Origin of the sequence: Stenotrophomonas maltophilia, from assembly GCF_039555535.1 — a bacterium.
In the GTDB taxonomy this organism is placed as follows: domain Bacteria; phylum Pseudomonadota; class Gammaproteobacteria; order Xanthomonadales; family Xanthomonadaceae; genus Stenotrophomonas; species Stenotrophomonas maltophilia_Q.
Window position 1 is genome coordinate 859,364 of the sequence record NZ_CP154630.1, and the last position, 24,039, is coordinate 883,402.

Annotated in this window: 21 protein-coding genes and 1 tRNA gene; 13 read left to right on the top strand and 9 right to left on the bottom strand. The window is 67.2% G+C overall.

Going from position 1 to position 24,039, the window contains the following annotated elements; genetic code table 11:
- Positions 1 to 3: 3 nt before the first annotated feature.
- On the bottom strand, positions 4 to 423 hold the full coding sequence (locus AASM09_RS03865; protein WP_049428773.1) for a hypothetical protein: 420 nt from the start codon (positions 421 to 423) through the stop codon (positions 4 to 6).
- A 121-nt stretch (positions 424 to 544) separates the two neighbouring features.
- Between AASM09_RS03865 and sufT the strand changes: the two genes are divergently transcribed.
- From sufT to AASM09_RS03880, 3 genes are all read left to right on the top strand, one after another.
- Positions 545 to 1,096: a putative Fe-S cluster assembly protein SufT gene (gene sufT, locus AASM09_RS03870; RefSeq protein ID WP_012479222.1), complete on the top strand. Its 552-nt coding sequence runs from the start codon at positions 545 to 547 to the stop codon at positions 1,094 to 1,096.
- Between the two features lie 59 nt (positions 1,097 to 1,155).
- Positions 1,156 to 2,250, top strand: a complete 1,095-nt coding sequence (locus AASM09_RS03875; protein ID WP_049428774.1) for a branched-chain amino acid aminotransferase — start codon at positions 1,156 to 1,158, stop codon at positions 2,248 to 2,250.
- Between the two features lie 450 nt (positions 2,251 to 2,700).
- Positions 2,701 to 4,440 carry a S8 family peptidase gene (locus AASM09_RS03880; protein ID WP_049428776.1) on the top strand — a complete coding sequence of 580 codons (1,740 nt, stop codon included), beginning with the start codon at positions 2,701 to 2,703 and terminating at the stop codon, positions 4,438 to 4,440.
- A gap of 189 nt (positions 4,441 to 4,629) precedes the next feature.
- Here the strand turns inward: AASM09_RS03880 and AASM09_RS03885 are convergent, their stop codons facing one another.
- The 3 genes from AASM09_RS03885 to wrbA form a co-directional block, all read right to left on the bottom strand.
- Positions 4,630 to 5,115 carry an asparaginase domain-containing protein gene (locus AASM09_RS03885; RefSeq protein WP_040009892.1) on the bottom strand — a complete coding sequence of 162 codons (486 nt, stop codon included), beginning with the start codon at positions 5,113 to 5,115 and terminating at the stop codon, positions 4,630 to 4,632.
- A gap of 79 nt (positions 5,116 to 5,194) precedes the next feature.
- Positions 5,195 to 5,530, bottom strand: coding sequence for a DUF2069 domain-containing protein (locus tag AASM09_RS03890; RefSeq protein ID WP_049428779.1), 336 nt, complete (start codon positions 5,528 to 5,530; stop codon positions 5,195 to 5,197).
- Positions 5,527 to 6,120 (bottom strand): NAD(P)H:quinone oxidoreductase, encoded by a 594-nt coding sequence (wrbA, locus tag AASM09_RS03895; protein ID WP_005408181.1) that lies wholly within the window; start codon positions 6,118 to 6,120, stop codon positions 5,527 to 5,529. Before wrbA ends, AASM09_RS03890 begins: the two co-directional genes overlap by 4 nt.
- 77 nt (positions 6,121 to 6,197) lie before the next feature.
- Here wrbA and AASM09_RS03900 point away from each other — a divergent pair, with 77 nt between their 5' ends.
- Complete coding sequence (locus AASM09_RS03900; protein WP_049428781.1) at positions 6,198 to 7,472, top strand: YihY family inner membrane protein; 1,275 nt, start codon at positions 6,198 to 6,200, stop codon at positions 7,470 to 7,472.
- The gene (locus tag AASM09_RS03905; RefSeq protein WP_049428782.1) at positions 7,469 to 8,041 is read left to right on the top strand and encodes a TlpA family protein disulfide reductase; all 573 of its coding nucleotides are present in this window, start codon (positions 7,469 to 7,471) and stop codon (positions 8,039 to 8,041) included. Before AASM09_RS03900 ends, AASM09_RS03905 begins: the two co-directional genes overlap by 4 nt.
- Positions 8,042 to 8,656: 615 nt before the next feature.
- Here the strand turns inward: AASM09_RS03905 and ppk2 are convergent.
- Genes ppk2 through hemA form a run of 4 tightly spaced genes read right to left on the bottom strand, consistent with a single transcriptional unit; the run spans position 8,657 to position 13,541 of the window.
- Positions 8,657 to 9,439, bottom strand: a complete 783-nt coding sequence (gene ppk2, locus AASM09_RS03910; RefSeq protein WP_049426751.1) for a polyphosphate kinase 2 — start codon at positions 9,437 to 9,439, stop codon at positions 8,657 to 8,659.
- Positions 9,440 to 9,485: 46 nt separating this feature from the next.
- A complete protein-coding gene (locus AASM09_RS03915; protein WP_049426750.1) occupies positions 9,486 to 11,192 on the bottom strand; it encodes a tetratricopeptide repeat protein in 1,707 nt (568 codons plus the stop codon).
- Between the two features lie 5 nt (positions 11,193 to 11,197).
- On the bottom strand, positions 11,198 to 12,280 hold the full coding sequence (gene prfA / locus AASM09_RS03920; RefSeq protein WP_100443768.1) for a peptide chain release factor 1: 1,083 nt from the start codon (positions 12,278 to 12,280) through the stop codon (positions 11,198 to 11,200).
- Positions 12,258 to 13,541: a glutamyl-tRNA reductase gene (gene hemA, locus AASM09_RS03925; RefSeq protein ID WP_049432743.1), complete on the bottom strand. Its 1,284-nt coding sequence runs from the start codon at positions 13,539 to 13,541 to the stop codon at positions 12,258 to 12,260. The genes prfA and hemA overlap by 23 nt, the downstream gene beginning before the upstream one ends.
- Positions 13,542 to 13,604: 63 nt before the next feature.
- On the opposite strand from hemA, the gene AASM09_RS03930 reads away from it, so the two are divergent.
- From AASM09_RS03930 to ychF, 8 genes are all read left to right on the top strand, one after another.
- On the top strand, positions 13,605 to 15,290 hold the full coding sequence (locus AASM09_RS03930; RefSeq protein ID WP_180848841.1) for a tetratricopeptide repeat protein: 1,686 nt from the start codon (positions 13,605 to 13,607) through the stop codon (positions 15,288 to 15,290).
- Entirely contained in the window at positions 15,287 to 15,946 is a 660-nt protein-coding gene (gene lolB, locus AASM09_RS03935; RefSeq protein WP_049432736.1) for a lipoprotein insertase outer membrane protein LolB, read from the top strand. Before AASM09_RS03930 ends, lolB begins: the two co-directional genes overlap by 4 nt.
- Positions 15,943 to 16,812, top strand: coding sequence for a 4-(cytidine 5'-diphospho)-2-C-methyl-D-erythritol kinase (gene ispE / locus AASM09_RS03940; protein ID WP_049432732.1), 870 nt, complete (start codon positions 15,943 to 15,945; stop codon positions 16,810 to 16,812). Before lolB ends, ispE begins: the two co-directional genes overlap by 4 nt.
- A gap of 11 nt (positions 16,813 to 16,823) precedes the next feature.
- Positions 16,824 to 16,900, top strand: a tRNA-Gln gene (locus tag AASM09_RS03945).
- A gap of 140 nt (positions 16,901 to 17,040) precedes the next feature.
- A complete protein-coding gene (locus tag AASM09_RS03950; RefSeq protein WP_005415400.1) occupies positions 17,041 to 18,000 on the top strand; it encodes a ribose-phosphate diphosphokinase in 960 nt (319 codons plus the stop codon).
- A 110-nt stretch (positions 18,001 to 18,110) separates the two neighbouring features.
- Positions 18,111 to 18,728, top strand: a complete 618-nt coding sequence (locus AASM09_RS03955) for a 50S ribosomal protein L25/general stress protein Ctc (RefSeq protein ID WP_014036085.1) — start codon at positions 18,111 to 18,113, stop codon at positions 18,726 to 18,728.
- Positions 18,729 to 18,776: 48 nt separating this feature from the next.
- A complete protein-coding gene (pth, locus tag AASM09_RS03960; RefSeq protein WP_049432729.1) occupies positions 18,777 to 19,355 on the top strand; it encodes an aminoacyl-tRNA hydrolase in 579 nt (192 codons plus the stop codon).
- A 142-nt stretch (positions 19,356 to 19,497) separates the two neighbouring features.
- Positions 19,498 to 20,589 (top strand): redox-regulated ATPase YchF, encoded by a 1,092-nt coding sequence (gene ychF, locus AASM09_RS03965; RefSeq protein WP_049432727.1) that lies wholly within the window; start codon positions 19,498 to 19,500, stop codon positions 20,587 to 20,589.
- A 619-nt stretch (positions 20,590 to 21,208) separates the two neighbouring features.
- Here ychF and AASM09_RS03970 read toward each other — a convergent pair.
- On the bottom strand, positions 21,209 to 23,947 hold the full coding sequence (locus AASM09_RS03970; RefSeq protein ID WP_049432724.1) for a TonB-dependent receptor plug domain-containing protein: 2,739 nt from the start codon (positions 23,945 to 23,947) through the stop codon (positions 21,209 to 21,211).
- Between the last annotated feature and the right edge of the window lie 92 nt (positions 23,948 to 24,039).

A 24,039-nucleotide genomic window follows, 5' to 3' on the forward strand; every position in this document is an offset into this window, starting at 1 on the left:
CGCTCAGCGCGCCAGCCAGGCGCCCACGGCCACGCCCAGCGCCAGCCACAGCCATTCCATGGCGCCATTGGCCAGGGTGATCAGGGTCCAGGCCAGGTGCGGGCCCATGCGCAGGCTGGCGTCCCATAGGTCCAGGCCGATCGAGCCGCCCATCCAGGCGCTGGCGATGGTCCAGTTGGCCACGGCGGCCACCAGCAGGGTGCCCAGCACGACCAGCGCGATGCGCAGCCGGCCCGGGCCCAGCGTACCCATGCGCAGCATGAACACCAGTTCCAGGGCGGTCAGTACCGCCATCCAGCCGACCTGCCGGCCGGTCATCAGTGCCAGCACCATCCAGGCAAGGGGAGCAACAACCAGGCCCAGCAACAGCATGATGGGCCAGAGCCAGGTGACGGTCCTGGCACGCGCGGCATTGGAGGACATCGAAGCTCCCTGAAGATCACCCACAGGATACTGTGGTTTGCGGCGGTGCACCGGCGGTGCCGGGGCGGCTGGGCTAGAATGCCGTCTTGCGTGGCCTGGCCACGGCCCCATATCGGTCCCCATGTATTCCCGTAGCAGCGAACCTGTCCACTTCGAACGCGATTGCGAGGCCGTGATGGTCCCGCAGGGCGATACCGTGACCCTGCCCGCCGGCAGCTATGGGTACATCACCCAGGCGCTGGGCGGCAGTTATTCGGTGTTCGTCGAGGGCAACCTGTTCCGCATTGCTGGCAAGGACGGCGACGCCATCGGCAAGGAGGCACCGGCACCGCTCGAACTGCCTGCCGATGCCACCGATGAACAGGTGGAACAGCTGGTGTGGCAGCAGCTGCGCACCTGCTTTGACCCGGAAATTCCGGTGAACATCGTCGAACTGGGCCTGGTCTACGAGGTCGAGATCAAGCACCTGGACGAAGGCCAGCGCGAGATCGACGTGAAGATGACCCTGACCGCACCGGGCTGCGGCATGGGCGACATCCTGGTCGACGACGTGCGCAGCAAGCTTGAAATGATCCCGACGGTGGCCGAGGCCGACGTCGACCTGGTGTTCGACCCGCCGTGGAACCAGCACATGATGTCCGAGGCGGCCCGGCTCGAGACCGGCATGCTTTGACCCAGGGCCCGCAGTTACGCGGGCCCGGCACTACCCGCAACCAGAACAGGAATCCTCCGGTGTCCCAGTCCATTCCCAGCTTCGCCGTCACCCGTTCGGACCACCCGCGCAGCGCTGAAGAGCGCGCCCAGATCCTGGAAAAGCCGGGCTTCGGCCTGCACTTCACCGATCACATGGTGGAAGTGCGCTGGGACAAGGACGCCGGCTGGCACAACGCCAACGTGCGTGCCTACGGCCCGCTGCAGCTGGACCCGGCCGCGGCCGTGCTGCACTACGGCCAGGAAATCTTCGAAGGCATCAAGGCCTACCGCCATGCCGATGGCTCGATCTGGACCTTCCGCCCGGATGCCAATGGCCGTCGCCTGCAGCGTTCGGCACAGCGCCTGGCGCTGCCGGAACTGCCGGTGGAGATCTTCGTCGAATCGCTGAAGCAGCTGATCGCCGTGGACAGCGCCTGGGTGCCGTCGGCCGATGAGTCGAGCCTGTACTTCCGTCCGTTCATGATCGGCGACGAAGCCTTCCTCGGCGTGCGCGGCGCGCACAAGGCCGGCTACTACGTCATCGCCAGCCCGGCCGGCCCGTACTTCGCCAAGGGCGTTGCCCCGGTGTCGATCTGGCTGTCCACCGAATACGCGCGTGCGGCCAAGGGCGGCACCGGCGCCGCCAAGTGCGGTGGCAATTACGCCGCCTCGCTGCTGCCGCAGCAGAAGGCGCAGGCGCAGGGCTGTTCGCAGGTGCTGTTCCTGGACCCGGTCGAAGGCAAGTACCTGGAAGAACTGGGCGGCATGAACGTCTTCCTGGTCTACAAGGACGGCACCCTGGTCACCCCGGAACTGTCTGGCAGCATCCTGGAAGGCATCACCCGCGAGAGCATCCTGCAGCTGGCGCGCGACCGTGGCATGAAGGTCGAAGAGCGCAAGGTCACCATCGATGAGTGGAAGCAGGGCGTGACCTCCGGCGATATCGCCGAAGTGTTCGCCTGCGGTACCGCGGCGGTGGTCACCCCGATCGGCCAGCTGAAGGGCGAGGGCTTCTCGGTCGGCGACATCAACGCCCCGGCCGGCGAAGTGACCATGTCGCTGCGCAAGGAACTGACCGACATCCAGTACGGCCGCCTGCCGGACCGCCACAACTGGCTGGTCAAGCTGGGCTGATCGTCCGCGGTCAACTGTAGAGCCGAGCCCACGCTCGGCTGATTTTCCGGAAAGCCCGTCCCCGTGACGGGCTTTCTGCGTTATGGGCCTGGGGTCAGATCCCTTTTCCATAGGAAAAGGATCTGACCCCGAAACAGCGGACGCCGATGTCGGCAAAGTCATTCCAGGACACGTGACGACCCAGTCAGGTCTGTGCAGGACACGAGAAAGTTCCTTCACCTTCACAAACCCTTGACCCGAAAAGTCTCAGAACGAACATTTCATCTTGCTGAAAAGACGCTGAAAATCTTGTGGTGTCCGGTTTCGGCCATTAGCGTCATCTGCACGGCGGATCGTTAGGGGGATCCGCTGACTCACCGGACTTCGAACCTCGCCAATGCAAGCCAGCCCATGGTTCGGGCCGGTGCTTCTGCCGATTCCGGCATTCACACCACAAGAAAGGGAAATACGATGTCCCAGGTAACGCAACCGCGTGTGCGTCGAGTGTGGGTGGTCCTTGGTGCGTCCGTTCTGTCATCGCTGCTGCTGGCCACGCCTGCGCTGGCCGGTGATGTCCAGCTCAGCGGCCTGCAGTCCGCGCCGACGCACCAGCGTTTCATCGTGAAGTACCGCGACGGCAGCGCCGCCGTGGCCAACACCACTGCGCTGGCTTCGTCGCTGAAGACGGCCGCCGCTGGCCTTGCCAGCAGCCAGGGCCGCGCGCTGGGCCTGCAGGAGGTCCGCAAGTTGGCCGTCGGCCCGACCCTGGTCAAGACCGACCGTCCGCTGGACCGGGCCGAATCCGAGCAGCTGATGCGCAAGCTGGCCGCCGACCCGAACGTGGAATACGTCGAAGTCGACCAGATCATGCGCGCGACGTTGACCCCGAACGACACCCGCTTCAGCGAGCAGTGGGGCTTCGGTACGTCCAACGCGGGCATCAACATCCGGCCGGCCTGGGACAAGTCGACCGGCACCGGCGTGGTGGTGGCGGTGATCGACACCGGCATCACCAACCATCCGGACCTCAACGCCAACATCCTGCCCGGCTACGACTTCATCAGTGACGCCGCGATGGCGCGCGACGGTGGCGGCCGCGACAACAACCCGAACGATGAAGGCGACTGGTACGGCGCCAACGAGTGTGGCTCGGGCATTCCGGCCTCCAACTCCAGCTGGCACGGCACCCACGTCGCCGGCACCGTGGCGGCGGTGACCAACAACGCCAGCGGCGTGGCTGGCACCGCGTTCAACGCCAAGGTCGTGCCGGTGCGCGTGCTCGGCAAGTGCGGCGGTTACACCTCCGACATCGCTGACGCGATCGTGTGGGCGTCCGGTGGCACTGTCAGTGGCGTGCCGGCCAATGCCAATCCGGCCGAGGTCATCAACCTTTCGCTGGGGGGGGGCGGCAGCTGCTCGACCACCTACCAGAATGCGATCAACGGCGCGGTCGGCCGTGGCACCACCGTGGTGGTCGCCGCCGGCAACAGCAACGCCAACGTGTCCAGCTCGGTGCCGGCCAACTGCCCGAACGTGATCGCGGTGGCGGCAACCACCTCGGCCGGTGCACGTGCCAGCTTCTCCAACTACGGCACCGGCATCGACATCTCGGCACCGGGCCAGAGCATCCTGTCCACCCTCAACACCGGCACCACCACGCCGGGCAGCGCGACCTACGCGTCGTACAACGGCACCTCGATGGCGGCGCCGCACGTGGCCGGCGTGGTCGCGCTGATGCAGTCGGTCGCCCCGAGCCCGCTGAGCCCGGCGCAGGTCGAGAGCATCATCAAGAGCACCGCACGTCCGCTGCCGGGCGCCTGCTCGGGCGGCTGCGGTGCCGGCATCATCGACGCCAATGCCGCAGTGGCTGCCGCGATCAACGGCGGTGGCACCAACCCGGGTGGCAACGTGCTGCAGAACAACGTGCCGGTGACTGGCCTGGGGGCCGCAACCGGTGCCGAGCTGAACTACACGGTCGCGGTTCCGGCCGGCAGCACCCAGCTGCGCGTGGCGATCAGTGGCGGCAGCGGTGATGCCGACCTGTACGTGCGCCAGGGCAGTGCCCCCACCGATACCACCTACACCTGCCGTCCGTACCTGAGCGGCAACAGCGAGACCTGCACCATCAACAGCCCTGCCGCCGGCACCTGGTATGTGCGGGTGAAGGCCTACAGCACCTTCTCGGGCCTGACCCTCAACGCCCAGTACTGAGCCCAAGCCCCTCTCCATGGGCACGCCCCGGCTTAGGCCGGGGCGTTTTCGTTTCTGTAGAGCCGAGCCCATGCTCGGCTGCTCCGGCTGCGGACCATTGTGCCGCGCTGGCGCGCGGTTGCCGAGCATGGTTCGACACTACAAGGGCAGCGCTTTGGCAGGTGCCGACTTTGGTCGGCACGCCGTTCCTCAGACCGACTCGAAGCGGTTCGCGGCCACGTTCTTGCGCACGTGCTGCGGGTCGAAAATCCGACCGTTCATGGCGATATAGACGCCGGTCGGCAGCGACTGCACCGCACCGATCGCACAGCCGATGTTGAACTCGGCATCCGAACCACGGAAGCGCGCCGGGCTGAGCGCGCCGGTCATCACGATGGTCTTGTCCGGAATCGTGGCCAGCACCTTGCCGGTCTGCACCATCGAATCGGTGCCGTGGGTCACCAGCACGTGGCGGGTCGGCTGCGCAGCGATGGTGGCGCGGATCAGTTCGCGGTCTTCATCGTTGATGTGCAGCGAATCCTTGCGCAGGATCGGAATCACGTTGAAGCGGAACGTGACGCCCAGCTCGCGCAGGATCATGCCGATCTGCGGATCGCCGATCTGGTAGTCCGACTTGTCGTCGAAGTAGATCTTGTCGATCGTGCCACCGGTGGTGACGACCAGGAGCTCTTCCATCATGTGCATGCGCGAAACCAGGACAGGTGCAGCGGCGCGGGGCCAGGAACGCAGATGATACGGCCCGGCGGGCGCAGCGTCAGCGTCGCTTGCCGAAGCGGGCGCGCAGCCCTGGCAGGCTGGCGCTGAAGATCACCAGCAGTGCCAGCGCGATCTCGATCAACGCCAGCCAGCGCGTTTCCGGGTGGCTCCAGGCGCTCATCACGCCATGGCTGAACCAGCCCAGCGCCAGCACCGAGGCCCAGAAACCGGCCTTGCGCCAGCCCAGGCGCAGCGCACAGGCCAGCGCCAGCGGCGGCGCGGTGAACACCAGCTGGGTGGCCAGCCAGTGCTTGTCATTGATGAACCAGCCTGCGAACAGCGCAGCCAGCCCCATCAGGGCCAACAGCAGGACCGTGCGCGGCGGCCGGTTCATCGGGCCAACCGCTGCGCGATGTCGGCCACCCGGCGGCCCAGCGCACGGGCCAGCACGGCCTCGTCGTCGGTCGGCTGCGGATCGTCGGCCGCACCGGCGACGTGGCTGGCGCCATAGGGCGTGCCGCCACTGGTGGTGTGGCTCAGCGCCGGCTCGGTGAACGGAATACCGACGATCACGCAGCCGTGGTGCAGCAGCGGCACCTGCATCGACAGCAGGGTCGATTCCTGCCCGCCGTGCATCGAGGCGGTAGAGGTGAACACGCCGGCCGGCTTGCCCGAGAGGGTGCCGTTGACCCATTCGGCGCCCAGCCCATCCAGGAAGTGCTTCACCGGGGCCGCCATGTTGCCGAAGCGGGTGGGGCTGCCGAGCAGCAGGCCCTGGCACTCGACCAGGTCCTGCACGCTCACATAGGGGGCGCCATCGTCGGGTACAGGCGGCTGCGCGGTCTGGGTCACCGCGGCCACCGGCGGCACCGTGCGCAGGCGCGCGCTCATGCCCGGCACTTCGCCGATGCCTCGCGCGATCTGGCGCGCCAGCCGTGCCACCGAACCGCCCCGGCTGTAGTACAGCACCAGAATCTCGCCCATCGTGCCCGCTTCTCCTCGTCGTGTGGCCACCAGTATGGCTATCCTGCCAGCATTCCGCATCGGGTACCCTTCCACCGATGGAACCTTTGGATACGCTCAACCTGTGGATGGAGCGCGCGCGGGATCGCGCACGGGCCATCAGTTTCGGCCGCTTCCTGTGGCATCGCTTCCTCGACGACCGCCTGTTCCAGGCAGCGGCGGCGCTGGCGTACACCACGGTGTTCGCACTGGTGCCGCTGGCCATCGTGGTGTTCGGCGTGCTCTCGGCCTTCCCCGTCTTCGACCGCTGGAGCGACCAGCTCAGCGATTACGTCTTCTCCAACTTCGTGCCCAATGCCGCGCGCGCGGCCGAGGGCTACCTGCGGCAGTTCTCGGCCAGTGCCGGCCAGCTCACCGCCGCCGGCTTCATCGCGCTGGTGGTGTCGCTGCTGATCACCCTCAACAGTGTTGAAGAGACCTTCAACCAGATATGGCGGGTCGGCTCGACCCGGCCCAAGCTGACCCGCTTCCTGGTCTACTGGACCGTACTGACGCTGGGCGCGATGCTTGCCGCCGCGTCGCTGGCAGTGTCGGCACGGGTGTTCGCGATGCCGCTGTTCGGCACCCAGGAGGGCCGCTGGCTGGCCGAGCTGGCGCTGCGGCTGGCGCCGATCCTGATCGAGTTCGTGTGCATCACGCTGATGTTCCGGGTGGTGCCGCACCACACGGTGAAGTGGCGGCACGCGGTGCCCGGCGCGATCCTGGCGGCGGTGATCCTGGAACTGGTGAAATGGGGCATCGGCGCCTACCTGGGCAGCTTCCAGTCCTACCAGAAGCTCTATGGCACGGTGGCCTTCGTGCCGATCCTGCTGCTGTGGATCTACCTGTGCTGGGTGGCGGTGCTGCTGGGCGCATCGCTGTCCTCGTCGATGGCGGCCTTCCGCTACCAGCCGGTGGAACTGCGCCTGCCGCAGGGCTACGAGTTCTATGGCCTGCTGCGCCTGCTGGGCCGCTTCCACCATGCCCGAGCCAAGGGCAAGGGCCTGGCTGACGATGAAATCCTGCGTCTGGAGCCGATGCTGACCGATTCGCTGCTGCAGGACCTGGCCTGCAACCTGCAGGAGATCGGCCTGCTGCGCCGCGACGAGCGCGGTGAGTGGCTGCTGTCGCGCGACCTGGACCAGGTCAGCCTGGCCGATCTGTACGAATGCACCCAGCTGCGCATCCCGGTGGCCGAGCAGCATCTGCCGTACCGGGACGACAGCCTGGGTCGCGCCGCACTGGCGGCACTGGACGACCTGCGACTGCCCCTGCGCGAACGCCTCAAGCGCAAGGTCAGCGATATCTACACCGAATCTGGAGACATGCCATGACCCGCAAGACCCCGTTGCTGCTGCTCCCGCTGGCCCTCCTGCTGGCGCTGGCAGCCTGCAAGCCGGCGCAGGAGCCGGCCCCGTCCAGCAGCCAGCCGCCGGCACAGGCACCGACGCCGGCCGCACCGGCCCCGGTCGAGGAAACCCCGGCCGAGCGCACCACCGCCGAGTTCCCGACACTGAAGATGAAGGCGGTGGATGGCAGCGACTACGACCTGGCCGCGCACCGCGGCAAGTGGGTGGTGGTGAACTTCTGGGCGACCTGGTGCGCGCCGTGCCGCAAGGAGATGCCGGAGCTGTCGGCGCTGCATGCGATGCGCAGCAACATTGAAGTGGTCGGCCTGGCCTACGAGGACATCGAAGCGCCGGAGATGCAGGCATTCCTGACCAAGCATCCGGTGACCTATCCGATCGTGATCGTCGACCCGTTCGACCCGCCGGCTGATTTCGCCACGCCGCGCGGCCTGCCGCTGACGCATCTCATCGATCCGCAGGGCAAGCTGGCGCACAGCTTCCTTGGCCCGGTGACTGCCGCCGACATCGAAAAGCAGATCGCTGCTGCCAGGTAGTGGGTTGGTCGGCAGGGCCTGCGGCCCTGCACCCGCAGTAGTGCCGGCCGCTGGCCGGCAACCTCAGGAACAGCAATAGCCGAAGCAGAAGCGGGTTTCCTGTGGGTAGGCGGGGTGGGTCCGGTTGCGGGGGACGCCGTAAACCCATCCTTGGGGGCTTGGCCGCGGCATCCATGCCGCGGACTGATCTGGCCCCCCGCAACCGGACCCACCCCGCCTTCGACAGATCTCCGCGATCTGTCGGAATGCATGGCCTGCTCTTGGTTGGTGTCGACCACGCTGCTGTTGGTGGGTGTCGACCTTGGTCGACACGTAGATCCACGCCATGCGTGGATGCTCTTCGCCAGATTGTCGAAATATTCGATTTCAATGGAGATTCATCCACGCATGGCGTGGATCTACCTCCGTCACCGGAAATCTGTCGGGGATGGGGCGGTGTGGGTTGGCAGGACCGTTGGCGCCATGGATGGCGCCATCGAGCCCCCATGGATGGGTTTACGGCGCGTCCTGCCAACCCACACCACCCCAGCCAACAAGCAAAACTCCCAGAGCCGGCTGTTGCCGTTGCTTGAGGGCTTCTGCAGGTGCAGGGCCGCAGGCCCTGCCGAACAAAGCCTATTCCTCTACCGGGAAATCCTCGATCGGCTTCAGCACGTCGTAGTGCTCGCGATGCAGCTTGCCCTTCAGCTTCGGCAGCTCCGGCAACGGCGCATCCACGCGCGTATCCGGCAGCCGGTCCAGCAGGTTGCGTACCAGGGTCAGCCGGCCCAGGCGCTGGTCGTTGAAATTCACCAGCGTCCACGGCGCGCCTTCGCGGTGGGTGGCGCGCAGCATCGCCTCGCGGGCCTCGGTGTAGGCGCTGTACTTGCTGCGCGATTTCAGGTCCACCGGGGACAGTTTCCAGCCCTTCAGCGGGTCGATATGACGCTCGGCGAAGCGCTTCTCCTGCTGTTCCTGGTCAACGCACAGCCAGTACTTGAACAGCAGGATGCCGTCGTCCACCAGCAGCTGTTCGAACACCGGCGCCTGGCGCAGGAACTGCTGGTACTCGGTTTCGCTGCAATAGCCCATCACCCGTTCGACGCCGGCACGGTTGTACCAGCTGCGGTCCATCAGCACGATCTCGCCGGCAGCGGGAAGATGGCTCGCGTAGCGCTGGAAGTACCACTGCGTGGCTTCACGGTCGGTGGGCTTGGGCAAGGCCACCACCCGGCACTGGCGAGGGTTGAGGTGCTGGCTGATGGCCTGGATCGCGCCGCCCTTGCCCGCCGTGTCGCGGCCTTCGAACAGCACCAGCAGGCGTTGCCCGCTGTGCTGCACCCAGCGCGCCATCGCGGTCAGTTCCAGCTGCAGTGGCAGCAGCAGTTCGTCGTACTCCTTGCGCTTGAGCTTGGCCATCGTCACACCACGCGGGAAGGAAGCCCGAGCGTAGCGCAGGGCGATGTCAGGGCGTGTCGAGGCCCTGCCAGCCGTGTTCGCGGGCCAGCTGCTGCAGCAGTGCGGACAGATCGCGTGCGAAGGCCGCCATGTCGAACAGCCCGCTGCGCTCGCGTGCCTGCGCCAGCTCAGCGCGCAACGCGGCCAGCGCCGCCGGGTCGTTGCCCAGTGCGCTGGCAGTGGCGATGAACGCGGCATCGTCGGCGACGTTCAGCCGGGCCAGGCCGAGGTGATGGTTGAGGCTGCCGGCCACGCGCGCAGCGAAGGTGTCACCCGGGCAGGTCAGCACCGGGCAGCCGGCCCACAGCGCATCGGAGGCGGTGGTGTGGGCGTTGTACGGATGCGTGTCCAGGAACAGGTCGGCCAGCGGATAGCGCGCCAGGTACTGCGGGTGCGGCAGCTTGGCCATGAACACCAGGCGCGCCGGGTCCAGGCCCGCGGCCTGTGCGGCGGCACGCAGGCGCGCATCGGCCTGGCCGGGCCCGGACAGCAGCCACAGCACGCTGCCGGGCACCGCATGCAGCACTGCGAAGGCACGGCCGATGCTGCGCGGGTTGAGCTTGTAGCTGTTGTTGAAACAGCAGAACACCACGCCCTGCTCGGGCAGACCGCAGTCGGCACGGGTCGGCGCAGGCTCCAGCACACGCGTGTTGTCTGACGGCTGGAAGGCGCGCGGCAGGCGCAGCACGCGTTCGCTGTAGTGCGGCTCCAGTGCCGGCGGCAGCGCGAAGGCATCGCCGACCACCGCATCCATCCACGGCGCCCCCGACGTGCCCGGATAGGCCAGCCAGTTCAGCTGCAGCGGGGCAGGGCGCATCGCCAGCACTTCCGGCGTGCCGCCACCGCCCCAGCCGCGCAGGTCGAACAGCAGGTCGATGCCCTGTGCGCGGATGCGTGCGGCGGTATCGTCATGGCGCAGGCCGGCCACATCATGCAGCTGCGCCGCTGCCTGCAGCCGCTGGCGGATGCGGCTGCCGTCGTCGCGGTTCAGCGCGAACAGATGCAGTTGCAGTGCGGGGTCGCGACGCAGCTGCTCGAACAGCGCCACGGTCAGCAATCCGGTCGGATGTGCGCCGAACCCATTGGAGAGGAAGCCGACGCGCAGCGGGCCGTGCGGGCGCACCGTTGCCGGCGGCAATGGCCGCACCGAGGCAGCCACGGCCAGCGCACGGGTGTGCGCGCAGGCCAACTGTTCGGCAGCGCTGGCGTCCTCGCTGAGGAAGGCGAACGGCTCGACCACGCCCTGGCTGCTGGCAACGGCGGCGCGCACCTGTGCCGCCAGCGTGTCCAGGTCCTGCCAATCGCACAGGCGACGCTGCCAGGCCAGGCGCTGGGCGGCGATGTACGGCTCGGCCGGCATCAGCCCATGCGCGCGTCGATAGGCCGCCGACGCGCCTTCGGCATCATCGGCATCTTCCAGTGCATGGCCCAGCCACAGCGCAATGCCGGGATGCTGCGGTGCCAATGCCGAGGCCTGGCCGAGCAGCTTGGCCGCATCGCCATGTGCACCGGCCATCCACGCCACGCGGCCCAGCCGTGCCAGCGCTTCGGGGTGATTCGGGCGCAGCTGCAGCGCACGTCGCGCGGCCTGTTCGCCGGCAGCGATGTCGCCGGCTTCCAGTTCCACGTCGGCCAGCATCACCCAGGCGACGAAGTCGTCGGGCTGGCGGGCGATCGCTTGCTGCAGTTGCTGTCGCTGCTGCCAGGCCGACATCGTGCTCAGCCTGCCGACAGCTGGGCCAGGGCGTCGACCTGGTGTTCGTGGCTGAGCCGCTGCAGCAGCGGATCGAGGTCGCCGGCCAGGATGTTGGGCAGGTCGTACAGGGTCAGGCCCTCCACGCGGTGATCGGTGATGCGCCCCTGCGGGAAGTTGTAGGTGCGGATGCGCTGGCTGCGATCACCACTGCCGACCTGCAGGCGCCTCGACTCGGCCTGCGCCGCGTCCTGGCGTTGGCGCTCGGCGTCGAGCAGCTGCGCTTTCAGGCGCTTCATCGCCTTGTCGCGGTTGGCGTGCTGGCTGCGTTCGGTCTGGCATTCCACCACCACGCCGGTCGGTATGTGGGTGATGCGGATCGCCGACTCGGTCTTGTTGACGTGCTGGCCACCGGCGCCGGAGGAGCGGAACGTATCCACCTTCAGGTCGGCCGGGTTGATGACGATGTCATCGACTTCGTCGGCCTCCGGGATGATCGCCACGGTGGCCGCCGAGGTATGGATGCGGCCCTGCGATTCGGTGGCCGGCACGCGCTGCACACGGTGCGTGCCCGATTCGAACTTCAGGCGCGAGAACGCACCACGGCCGACCACCCGTGCCACCACTTCCTTGTAGCCACCGTGTTCGCCGGGATTGTCCGATTCGATCTCGACCTTCCAGCCCTGGCGCTCGGCATAGCGGGCGTACATGCGGAACAGGTCGCCGGCGAAGATCGCCGCCTCATCGCCACCGGTGCCGGCGCGCACTTCCAGGAACAGGTTGCCTTCGTCGCGCGGGTCGCGCGGTACCAGCAGCAGCGCCAGCTCCTGCTCCAGTTCCAGCAGGCGCGCCTGCGCGGCGGCGATTTCCTCGTCGGCCAGCTCGCGCAGGTCGGGGTCGGCGCGCATGCCTTCCGCGGCGGCCAGATCAGCCTTGGCACGGGATTCATCGGCCAGGGCGATGGCGATCGGTTCAAGTTGGGCGAATTCGCGCGAAAGGTCGCGGAAACGGGTGTTGTCGGCGACCACGTCGGGTTCGGCGAGCAGGCGTTCCAGTTCTTCGCGGCGCTCGGCCAGCGCTTCCAGCTTACGGCGCAGGGTCGGCGTCATCGGGTCTCACGGGTGGGTGGCGGTAACCCGGCGTGGCCGGGAACAGGCGCTCGGCGGCGCGGGTCAGGTCGGCATCGCCACTCAGCGCGGCCGCGCGCAGGGCGGCGGTCGGCGGATGCAGCAGGCGGTTGGTCAGGCCATGGGCCAGCAGTTCCAGCACTTCGTCGGCGGGTTTGCCGTTGGCCAGCTGCTGGCGCGCACGCTCCAGCAGCTCGGCGCGGGTGGCTTCGCCAAACGCGCGCAGCTGCCGCAGCGGGGCCTGGTGGGCGCTGGCCTGCTGGGTCTCGATGAAACGCGACACCTGCAGGTCGATGATCGCCTCGGCCTCGGCGGCGGCCTCGCGGCGGCCACGACGGTTGTCTTCCACCGCGCGTTCCAGGTCATCGACGGTGTAGAGGAAGGCGTCGTTGAGGGTGCCGACCTCGGCTTCGATGTCGCGCGGCACGGCCAGGTCGAACAGCAGCATCGGCTTGTGCCGGCGCGCGCGCAGGGCCTTGGCCACCATCTCGCGGTGGATCACTGGTTCGCGTGCGGCGGTGGCCGAGAACACCACGTCGGCCTCGCCGAGGTGGCGGTCCAGTTCGGTCAACGGCAGTGCCACGCCGCCATGGCGGCTGGCCAGTTCCTGCGCGTGGGCCAGGGTGCGGTTGGCGATCAGCAGCCGCCGTACCTTGCCCTCGCTCAGGTGGCGTGCAGCCAGTTCGATGGTCTCGCCCGCGCCGACCAGCAGCACGGTGGAATCGTCCAGGCGCGCGAAGGCGTTCTGCGCCAGGCGTACCGCGGCCGAGGCTACTGAGACCGGATTGGCGCCGACCTGGGTGTCGGTGCGCGCACGTTTGGCGACCGAAAAGGTCTGCTGGAACAGGCGGTCCAACCGCTGGCCGAGCAGGCCGTGGTCACGCGCGGTCGACCACGCATCCTTCACCTGGCCAAGGATCTGCGGTTCGCCCAGCACCATCGAGTCCAGCCCGGTGGCGACCCGGAACAGGTGGCGTACGGCTTCTGCATCGGCATGCTGGTACAGGTAGCCCTGCAGGTCGCCGGCCTGGGCGTGCAGCCACTGGTCCAGTGCCTGTGCCGAATCGGCCACGGCGTACAGTTCGGTGCGGTTGCAGGTGGACAGCAGCACCGCCTCGGCGATCTGCGGGGTATCGCGCAGCGAACCGAGCGCGCGCGGCAACGCCTCACCGGCGAAGGCCGCGCGCTCGCGCAGCTCCACCGGTGCGGTCTGGTGATTCAGTCCGAGCACCCACAGGGTCATTGTTCAGTTGCTTGCGATAAGCTGCTGGCCATTGGACGACATTTTAAGGCCCCGATGCCGACGATGCCCGCATTGATTCGCATCCCCAGTGTTCTGCTGCTGTCCCTGGCCTGTGCCCAGGCCCTGGCAGCGGTGCCGGCCAAGGCCCCCGTACGGGCCCCGGCCACTGAGGAACTGGCGCTGGAACCGGTGATGGCCGGTGAATTCGCCCTGCAGGCCGGCAAGCTGGCCGAGGCCGCGCGCTGGTACCTGCAGGCGGCCCAGCAGACCGACGGCGACGCCGGCCTGGCCGAGCGTGCCACCCGCATTTCCATGCTGGCCAACGACGACGCCAGTGCCGCCAAGGGCCTGGCCCTGTGGCAGCAGCGTGCGCCCAGTTCGTTGACCATGCGCAGTGCCGCTGCCGCGCTGGCCATGCGCCAGGGCGATGTGAAGGCTGCGCGTGGGGACCTGCAGGCGTTGCTGGCCGATCCCGACGAGCGCGGCTGGAAGTTCGCCCTGGCCGCCCTGATCGGCGGCGGCCGCGACCCGGCGGTACCGGCGCAGGTGCTGGGGGAGCTGGTCGATGCCAACGCCATCCCGCCGAAGATCGAGGCCTGGCAGGAGTTCGGTCGCCTGGCCCTGCGCATGGACAAACCCGAACTGGCGCGGCGCATGATCGATGAAGTGGTCAAGCGTTTCCCCGAAGAACCGCGCGTGGCGTTGCTGCGGGCCAGCCAGCTGCAGCAGGCCGGGGAGACCGGCAAGGCGCTGTCGCTGCTGCATGACGTCGAGCCGAAGACCCGACAGGACCCGGAACTGCGCAATGCAGTGGCCATTGCCTACGACAGTCTCGGCCAGCCGTCCGCAGCCGAACGCGTGCTGGCGTTCGGCCCGCAGGACGTGCAGACCTGGGGCATGCGCGCCTCGCTGCTGGCCAAGCAGGGCGACAAGGCCGCGCTCTCCAACCTCTACAACGAACTTTCACGACAGGCGGCCAAGCCGGACCCGGCGCAGCGCCTGCTGTTGGGCAAGATCGCCGAATACCTGAAGCGTTACCCCGAGGCCGTGCAGTGGTACCACAGCGTGCCCGGTGGCGATGAGCTGAGCGAGGCGCGCCTGCGCGCGGCCAACGCCCAGGCCCTGGCCGGGCGCCTGCCGCAGGCATTGGATGAAGTGCACGCGATCCAGTCCGATGCGGTGGTCGACGACGACGTGCGCCGCGACGCCTACCTGCTGGAAGCCGAACTGCGCCAGCGCGCCGACGACAGTGCCGGGGAGCTGGACGCGCTGGCCCGCGGCCTGGCCGCCTACCCGGATGACAATGGCCTGCTGTACGCCCGCGCGCTCACATGGGAACGCCGTGACGACATTCCGCGCGCCGAGGCCGACCTGCGCAAGATCCTGGTGACCGACCCGGAGAACGTGCCGGCGCTGAACGCGCTGGGCTACACCCTGGCCGACCGTACCGGCCGGCTGCAGGAAGCGCTGGAACTGATCGACCGCGCGCGCGTGGCCGAGCCGGACAACGCCGCCATCGTCGACAGCTATGGCTGGGTGCTGTATCGCCTGGGTCGCAAGGAAGAAGCGCTGGTGCAGCTGCGCCGTGCCTGGACCCTGGCCAAGGACCCGGAGATCGCCGCACATGTGGGCGAAGTACTGTGGGTGCTGGGCAAGCACGACGAGGCGCGCCACTTCTTCGAGGAAGCGGCCAAGCTCGATCCCGAAAACCGCGCGCTGCTGCGCGCCCGCGAGAAGTTCAATCCATGAGTGTTTCGATGATCCGGCCGCTGCTGCTGGCGGCCGTGACCCTGGCGGTCAGCGCCTGTACCACCGTGGGCACGCAGAAGACCCCGCCACCGGCGGTGGTCGAGACCGTTTCCGCCGAAGCCGCGCAGGCCGAGGTCGCGCGCGTGGCCGCGCTGCACGCGCAGCCGGACTGGGCGTTCCAGGGCCGGGTCGCGGTCAGCAAGGGCAAGGACGGCGGCAGTGGCCGCATCGACTGGAAGCAGGAAGGCCGGCGCTATGTGGTCGAGCTGAGCGCGCCGGTGACCCGGCAGAGCTGGAAGCTGACCGGCGACACCCATTCCGGAGCCGGCCGCCTGGAAGGACTGGCGGGAGGCCCGCGCGACGGCGAGGACGCCCAGCAGCTGTTGCTGGAGGCGACCGGCTGGGACATCCCGGTCAACCAGCTGCCGGAGTGGATCCGTGGCCTGGTGGCCGGCGATGCTGCCGGTCCGGAGAAGGTCGAGCGCGACGGTGAAGGCCGGCCGCGCCGCATGCAGCAGATGGGCTGGCAGGTGCAGTACCTGGACTGGTATCCGGCCGAGGCCGGGCGCCCGGCGCTGCCGCGCCGGATCGAGGCCAGCAATGGTGACGCCAAGGTGCGCCTGCTGGTGGACCAGTGGGGTCAGGGCGCCCCATGAGTGCCGGGCGCGATGACGCGGGCTGGTCCTGGTGGCCGGCCCCGGCCAAGCTGAACCTGTTCCTGCACATCACCGGCCGCCGCGCCGATGGCTACCACGAGCTGCAGACGGTGTTCCGGCTGCTGGACTGGGGCGACCGCATTGGTCTGCGCCTGCGTGAAGACGGGCAAGTGCGTCGTGAGGGCGAGGGGCTGGTCGGCGTTGCCGAGGCGGATGATCTGGCGATACGCGCCGCGCGTCTTCTGAAAAGCGCGGCCAATATCGTGCAAGGCGTAGACATCATCGTCGAAAAGAACGTTTCTGCGGGTGGTGGCTTTGGCGGCGGTTCCTCCGATGCGGCCACCGTGCTGGTGGTGCTGAACCGGCTCTGGCGTGCCGGCCTGGATGAAGATGCCCTGGCCGCGCTGGGCCTGCGCCTGGGCGCCGACGTGCCGGTGTTCGTGCGCGGCCGCAATGCGTGGGCCGAAGGCGTGGGCGAGCGCCTGCAGCCGATCACCCTGGCCCCGGCCTGGTATGTGGTGGTTGAACCGGGCGTTCATGTTCCCACGCCGGTCCTGTTTGCAGACCCGGATTTGACGCGCGACAGCCCAGTGGCGAAAATAGAGGACTTCGCTTCCGGGACCTTGGTCGGGAACGCGTTCGAACCGGTGCTGCGCCGCCGTGAGCCTGCCGTCGAGGCCGCGCTCGCTGCGTTGAGCGGCATCGGCACGGCGCGGCTGACCGGTTCGGGAAGTGGTTGTTTCGTCGAGTTCGCATCGCAGTCTGCCGCAGAGCAGGGACGGTCGAAGTTGCCGAAGGAGTTGCGGGCAAGGGTGGCAGCGGGCGTTGCGCGTTCGCCACTGCTGGATGCACTCGAGCAACACTGATTTATCAATGCAGGGGCGTCGCCAAGAGGCCCAAGGCACCAGGTTTTGATCCTGGCATTCGTAGGTTCGAATCCTACCGCCCCTGCCAATAGCGGCTGTGTCCGCGCCTTCCAGCGCATCGCCCGCGCGGGACGTGGATACAACCGCGGTGTTGTCAGCAGCAAGGGTCCATCGGGGTCCTTGCCGACTCCGGATCCCCGCCACTCGTCCCCGCCCGAGACAATCATGATGCAAGAGTCCCCGAACCTGCTGGTCTTTTCCGGCAACGCCAACAAACGTCTGGCGCAGAACATCTGCAAGGAACTGGGGGTTCGCCCGGGCAAGGCGCTGGTCTCGCACTTCTCCGATGGTGAAGTGCAGGTGGAGATCGAGGAGAACGTCCGCAAGCAGGACGTGTTCGTGATCCAGCCGACCTGCGCGCCGAGCGCGGAAAACCTGATGGAACTGCTGGTGCTGATCGACGCGCTCAAGCGCGCATCGGTGGCCAGCGTGACCGCCGTGGTGCCGTACTTCGGCTACTCGCGCCAGGATCGCCGCATGCGTTCCTCGCGCGTGCCGATCACCGCCAAGCTGGCGGCCAAGATGTTCAGCACCGCTGGCGCTGATCGCGTGCTGACCGTCGACCTGCACGCCGACCAGATCCAGGGCTTCTTCGATATTCCGGTGGACAACGTGTATGCGTCCCCGCTGCTGCTGGCCGACATCTGGCGCGCCTACGGCACCGAGAACCTGATCGTTGTGTCGCCGGACGTGGGCGGCGTGGTCCGCGCCCGTGCGGTGGCAAAGCGCCTGGATGACGCCGACCTGGCGATCATCGACAAGCGCCGCCCGCGTGCCAACGTCTCCACCGTGATGAACATCATCGGTGACGTCGAAGGCAAGACCTGCGTGATGGTCGATGACATTGTCGATACCGCCGGCACCCTGTGCGCCGCTGCCGCTGCCCTGAAGGCGCGCGGTGCGCTCAAGGTCGCCGCCTACTGCACCCACGCGGTGCTGTCGGGCCCGGCAGTGGACAACATCACCAATTCCCAGCTCGACGAGCTGGTGGTGACCGACACCATCCCGCTGAAGGACGCCGCGCGGGTGTGCAGCAAGATCCGCCAGCTGAGCGTGGCGGAAATGCTGGCCGAAACGATGCGCCGCATCGCCTTCGGCGAGTCGGTCAGCTCGCTGTACGTCGATTGAGTTTTTCGCCCTCGCCGGCAACGGTGGGGGCATACCCCGGGTGCTTCTGGTCGCGGAAGCATCTTCAACCGCCAAGCCGCAAGGCGCGGCAACAACCTGAGTAGTCGAAAATGTCGAAGACCCATGAAATCAAGGTCACCAAGCGTGAACTGCAGCGTAAGGGTGCGAGCCGCCGCCTGCGTCACGCTGGTGTGATCCCGGCCATCGTGTACGGCGGCAACGCCGAGCCGGTCGCCATCAGCCTGGACCACAACGAAATCTGGCTGGCCCAGCAGAACGAGTGGTTCTATGCCTCGATCCTGGACCTGAACCTGGACGGCCAGGTGCAGAAGGTTCTTCTGCGTGACATGCAGCGCCACCCGTACAAGCAGCTGATCATGCACCTGGACTTCCAGCGCGTGAACGAGAACGAAGCCCTGACCGCTTCGGTCCCGCTGCACTTCATCAACGAAGACACCTCGCCGGCCGGCAAGGCTGCCGACGTCGTGGTCACCCACGAACTGAAGGAAGTGACCATCACCTGCCTGCCGAAGGACCTGCCGGAGTCGATCGAAGTCGACCTGGGCGAGCTGAAGGCCGGTGACGTGGTGTACCTGTCCAACATCAAGCTGCCGAAGGGCGTGGAAATCCCGGCCCTGGCGCTGGGCAAGGACCACGACGACGCCATCGTCACCGCCAAGGCCGGCAAGGCCGACGCGGCTGACGAAGAAGCGGCTGCCGCCGAGTAATACCGCTACGGTGCCTGCCTCCGGGCAGGCACCGTACTGGAAGGAACCATGGCAGGACTGCGACTGATCGTCGGTCTGGGCAATCCCGGATCGGAACACGCCCGGACCCGGCACAATGCCGGGTTTCATTTCGTTGAGGCCCTGGCGGAAAAAGCCGGCGCGCGATGGAATGTGGACAGCAAGCTGTTCGGCGAGACCGCCAAGGTCGAGATCGCCGGTCAGACGGTGTGGCTGCTCAAGCCCGCCACCTTCATGAACCTCAGTGGCAAGTCGGTCACCGCCGCGCAGCGGTTCTGGAAGATCGAGCCGGAAGAGACCCTGCTGGCCCACGACGAACTGGACCTGGCGCCCGGCGTGGCGCGGCTGAAGTTCGACGGCGGCCACGGCGGCCAGAACGGCCTGCGCGACACCATCCGCCTGCTCGGTCACGGCAGGTTCCATCGCCTGCGCGTGGGCATCGGCCATCCCGGCCACAAGGACCGCGTGGTGGGTTGGGTGCTTGGCCGCCCGTCCAAGGACGACGACGTGCTGATCGCGCGTGCCATCGACGATGCGATCGACGTGATGCCGCTGGCGGTACAGGGCGATTTCAGCGAAGCGATGAAGCGCCTGCACACTCCGAAGTAACCCGCTTTGGGTAGGTGCCAACCTTCCCGATTCCGGTGTGTGCCAACCTTGGTTGGCACACAATGATCGACACCGAGATGGATTGGCCAAGCAGCGCGCGCGCTGTTTCACCAATCACTTTCACCCCAGAGAGCTGTCACCCATGGGTATCAAATGCGGCATCGTCGGCCTGCCCAACGTCGGCAAGTCGACCCTGTTCAATGCGCTGACCAAGGCGGGTATCGCCGCGGCGAACTTCCCGTTCTGCACCATCGAACCGAACGTCGGCATCGTGCCGGTGCCGGATCCGCGCCTGGGCGAACTGGCAGGCATCATCAACCCGCAGAAGGTCATTCCGACCGCGGTCGAGTTCGTCGACATCGCCGGCCTGGTGGCCGGTGCCGCCAGCGGTGAAGGCCTGGGCAACAAGTTCCTGGCGCACATCCGCGAAGTCGATGCGATCACCCACGTGGTGCGCTGCTTCGAGCACGGCGACATCGTGCACGTGGCCGGCAAGGTCGACCCGATCTCGGACATCGAAACCATCGACACCGAGCTGGCGCTGGCCGACCTGGACAGCGTCGAGAAGGCGCTGAACCGTGCCGAGCGTGCTGCCAAGGGCGGCGACAAGGATGCAGCGGCGCGCAAGCCGGTGCTGGCCAAGCTGCAGGCCGCGCTGTCGGACGGAAAGGCTGGTCGCTCGGTGGGCCTGGACGAAGAAGAGAAGGCGCTGGTCCGTGACCTGTTCCTGCTGACCCTGAAGCCGGTGATGTACATCGCCAACGTGCTGGAAGACGGTTTCGAGAACAACCCGCACCTGGAAGCCGTGCGCGCGCACGCCGCAGCCGAAGGCGCGCAGGTGGTGCCGGTGTCGGCCGCGATCGAAGAAGAGCTGTCGCAGCTCGACGACGAAGACCGAGACACCTTCCTGGCCGACCTGGGCCTGAGCGAGCCAGGCCTGAACCGCGTGATCAACGCGGCCTACAGCCTGCTGGGCCTGCAGACCTACTTCACCGCCGGCGTGAAGGAAGTCCGCGCGTGGACCGTGCGCAAGGGCGCCACCGCTCCGCAGGCTGCCGCGGTCATCCACACGGACTTCGAGAAGGGCTTCATCCGCGCGGAGACCATCGCGTATGACGACTTCATCAAGTACAAGGGCGAAGCGGGCGCCAAGGAAGCCGGTCGCCTGCGCCTGGAAGGCAAGGAATACCGCGTGCAGGAAGGCGACATCCTGCACTTCCGCTTCAACGTCTGATCCAGCGGTAACGGATCGACCCCGAGCGCCCCGCCTTGTGCGGGGCGTTCGCGTTTCCGCAGGTGGATAAAAAAACACCACGCTGCGAAACGCTTGCGCTGTGACGCTTGCCGGCACTTGTCCACAGCAAACTCCCATCGCTTTCCACGTCGGGTGTGGAAAACCCCGTATCGCTGTAGAGCCGAGCCCATGCTCGGCTGATGCCAGCTGGAGCCGAGCGTGGGCTCGGCTCTACAAGGGGCTTGTCCGCGCGACCTGGACAAAATTTCACCGCGCTTCGAAACGCCTGCGCTGCAGTGCTCGCACCCACTTGTCCACATCAAGTTCCCATCGCTCTCCACGTATCGTGTGGAAAACAATCGGGGCCGTGGACAAAAAATAGCCGCGCCCGGAAACGCCTGCGGCGGAATGCTTCCGCCCACTTGTCCACACCAAGTTCCCATCGCTTTCCACGTGCAGTGTGGAAAACCCGCGTGGACCGCTCCGGTAGTCGCCCACCTGGGTGGGCGCGTGGCAGATCAGTGCCCACCAAGATGGGCATCTACCAGAGCCAGGTTCCCAAACAACAAGGCCCGCCAATGGCGGGCCTTGTCGTCCACGTTCTGCAGTGCGGCGTGCCTTACAACGCGCTGCCGCCAAACTTGTGGGTGTACTGCAGGTTGATGGTGCGGCCGATGCTGTCGAACCAGGACACGTCGTAGTACGGGTAGGCGGTGTAGGTGGCGTCCTTCGGCGGCATCTTGTTGAACACGTTGACCACTGCCAGCGACAGGCGCGAATGGTCGTCGAAGCGGTACTGCACCGAGGCGTTGTAGCGGTACGTCGCCTTCACGTACGGGCTGTCGCCGCTGTCCCAGTCGAACGACTGGTCGTAGTTGTCCGAAGTCGGCAGCTTGCCCAGGCGCGAGCCGTAGACCGTGGCCGACCACGCGTCCTTCTCCCAGGTCACGCTCAGGCTGGTCTTGGTGCGCGGGATGTCGAAGCCGCTGTTGACCGCGAACTGGTCCAGGGTCGGATCGCCGGGGTAGCGCTGGAAATCGTGCTTCTTCACCCAGGTGTGGGTGCCATTGAGGATGAAGTCGCCGATGCCTGTCTGCACGCGGTAGCGCAGGCCGACATCAATGCCGGAGGTGGACTCGCGGGCAACGTTGATCGGGGCCACGCGCACGCCATACAGGCGGCCGTCGCTGGTGCGGGTGATGCGGTCGAGTGCATCCACGCAGGTCGGCGAGTTGATGTCCGCGCTGCCGAGCCGGCAGTTCGCTTCGTTGGCCAGGATGGTGCGCACATCCATGTCCTGCACCTGCTTGCGCATGTCGATGTCGAACCAGTCCACCGACAGGTCCAGGCCGATCGCCGGCGACCAGACGAAGCCAGCGCTCCACGAGGTGCTGGTTTCCGGGTCGAGCTGGCGGTTGCCGGTGCGGCTGCGGATCAGGTTGCGCTCGTAGTCGGAGCAGTCGCTGGCGCCGTCGGCACGGCAGCTGTACAGGTCCTCGGCAGTGGTCTCGTCGTTGCCGGGGCCGGCGAACACGTAGTGCAGGTCCGGTGCGCGGAACGCCGTGCCATACGAACCACGTACCAGCAGGGTGTCGATCGGGCGCCATTCCAGGCCGCCGCTCCAGGTCGCCTTGCCGATGGTGTGGCCCGAATAGCGATACTGGTCGTAACGGCCGGCCACGCTCAGGTTGACCGTCTCGTGCAGCGGCATGCGCAGCTCGGCGGCGGTCGCCCAGCGGTTGCGCGAGCCCTGGCCGTCCGAGTCCTTCCAGCTGTAGTAGTAGTACTGGGTGGCCAGGGGATCGGGATTCAGCGCGTAGGCCTGCTGGCCCACTTCCACGGTCGCGGCAAAACCGGCATCACCGCCCGGCAGGCCGAACAGCGACGAGTTGGTCAGGGTGAACGCTGCCGTCTCGGTGCGCGACTTCGGCGAATAGGTGGTGCGTGCGGCAATCGAATCGTACTCGGCGCGGGTCAGCGGCCGGTACAGCCGCGACGGGTCTGCGTTGTAGATCGGGAAGCCGTCATCGTCCACGCCCAGCTGCGGGCCCAGGAAGAGGTCATTGGCCTTGGCGGCGATGATCTGCGCCCAGCTGATCCGTGACTGGTACTGCGAGTGGCTCAGTGCCGCTTCGTAGTCCCAGTTGCCAGTCAGGTTGCCCTTGAAGCCGGTGGTCACGCTGAAGGTCTTCTGCGTGCTGCGTACCATCGCATTGCGCAGGCCGCCCATCTCCTCGGGCGAGAACTGGCGCTGCCAGAACTCGATCTCGCCGGTGGCCTGGTTGTTGAAATAGCCCGACTCATCGCCGTTGGCATCCATCCGGCCCCACTTGGTGACATCGCGCATCAGCGACATCGTGTGGTAGCCCAGCTGCACGTCGGCAAACCACTGCTGGCCATTGTCGAAGTCGTAGCTCAGCGATGCGTAGCCGTTGGCTCCACGGCGCTTGCTGAGGATGGTGCCGTAGCCGATCGACGCGTCGCTGCCGCAGTAGTAACCGTACTTCGGACGGTAGGCGCGGTAGGTGCTGCCCTGGTTCTGCCCGGCCAGGGCTTCGCAGGTGGCGGCACCCGGGTCCAGGTAGTTGTCGTCGTAGTCGGTGCGCAGGTAAGCGCGGCGCGCGATGCGCGAGCCCTCGCTGGGGCCGTCCTGGGTCGAATCCTGGATGTCGCGCTCATAGGCCCACAGCGGGGTCTGCGACTGCAGCTCGACGCTGTACACGGCGTTGAAGTTGCCGCGGCTGAAGCCGCTGGCCAGGCTCATGTCGAACGACTCGCCACCGCCTTCGCTGGTGGTGCCCACGCGCATGTCGATGGTGGTGCCGTCGGCCTTCTTCTTCAGGATGAAGTTGACCACGCCGGCGATCGCGTCCGAGCCGTAGATGGCCGAGGCGCTGCCGGTCAGCACTTCGATGCGCTCGATCATGCCCAGCGGGATGTTGGAGACGTCGGTGAAGTTGCTGCGGCCCTTGAACGGCATCGGGAAGTCGGCGATGCGGCGGCCGTTGACCAGTACCAGTGTGTGGTTCGGGCCCAGGCCGCGCAGGTCCACCTGCTGGGCGCCCGGCGAGAAGTCGGCGCCACTGGAGGACTGCTGGCTCTGCGTCTCACCGCCGTTCTGGGTCATCGCGCGCAGCACGTCCGGCACGGTGGTGAAGCCGCTGGAGCGGATCTGCTCGGCGCTGATCACCGTGATCGGGGCGGGGCCTTCCACCTGGGCACGCGGAATGCGCGAACCGGTGACCTGCACCGCGTCCAGTTGTTGAACCGAAGAGGAAGCCGGAGCCTGGGCCGCCGCGGAAGCAGCCACGCCCATCAACGCCAGCTGGATCGACCACGCCATCGCCTTTCTACGCATGAGGAATTCTCGGAAATGAAGCCGGCCCGCAGAGGAGGGGCCATGTCCCCCATTCAGATTTCCGGAATGGGCGCGCGCATTTAACGCCTTTT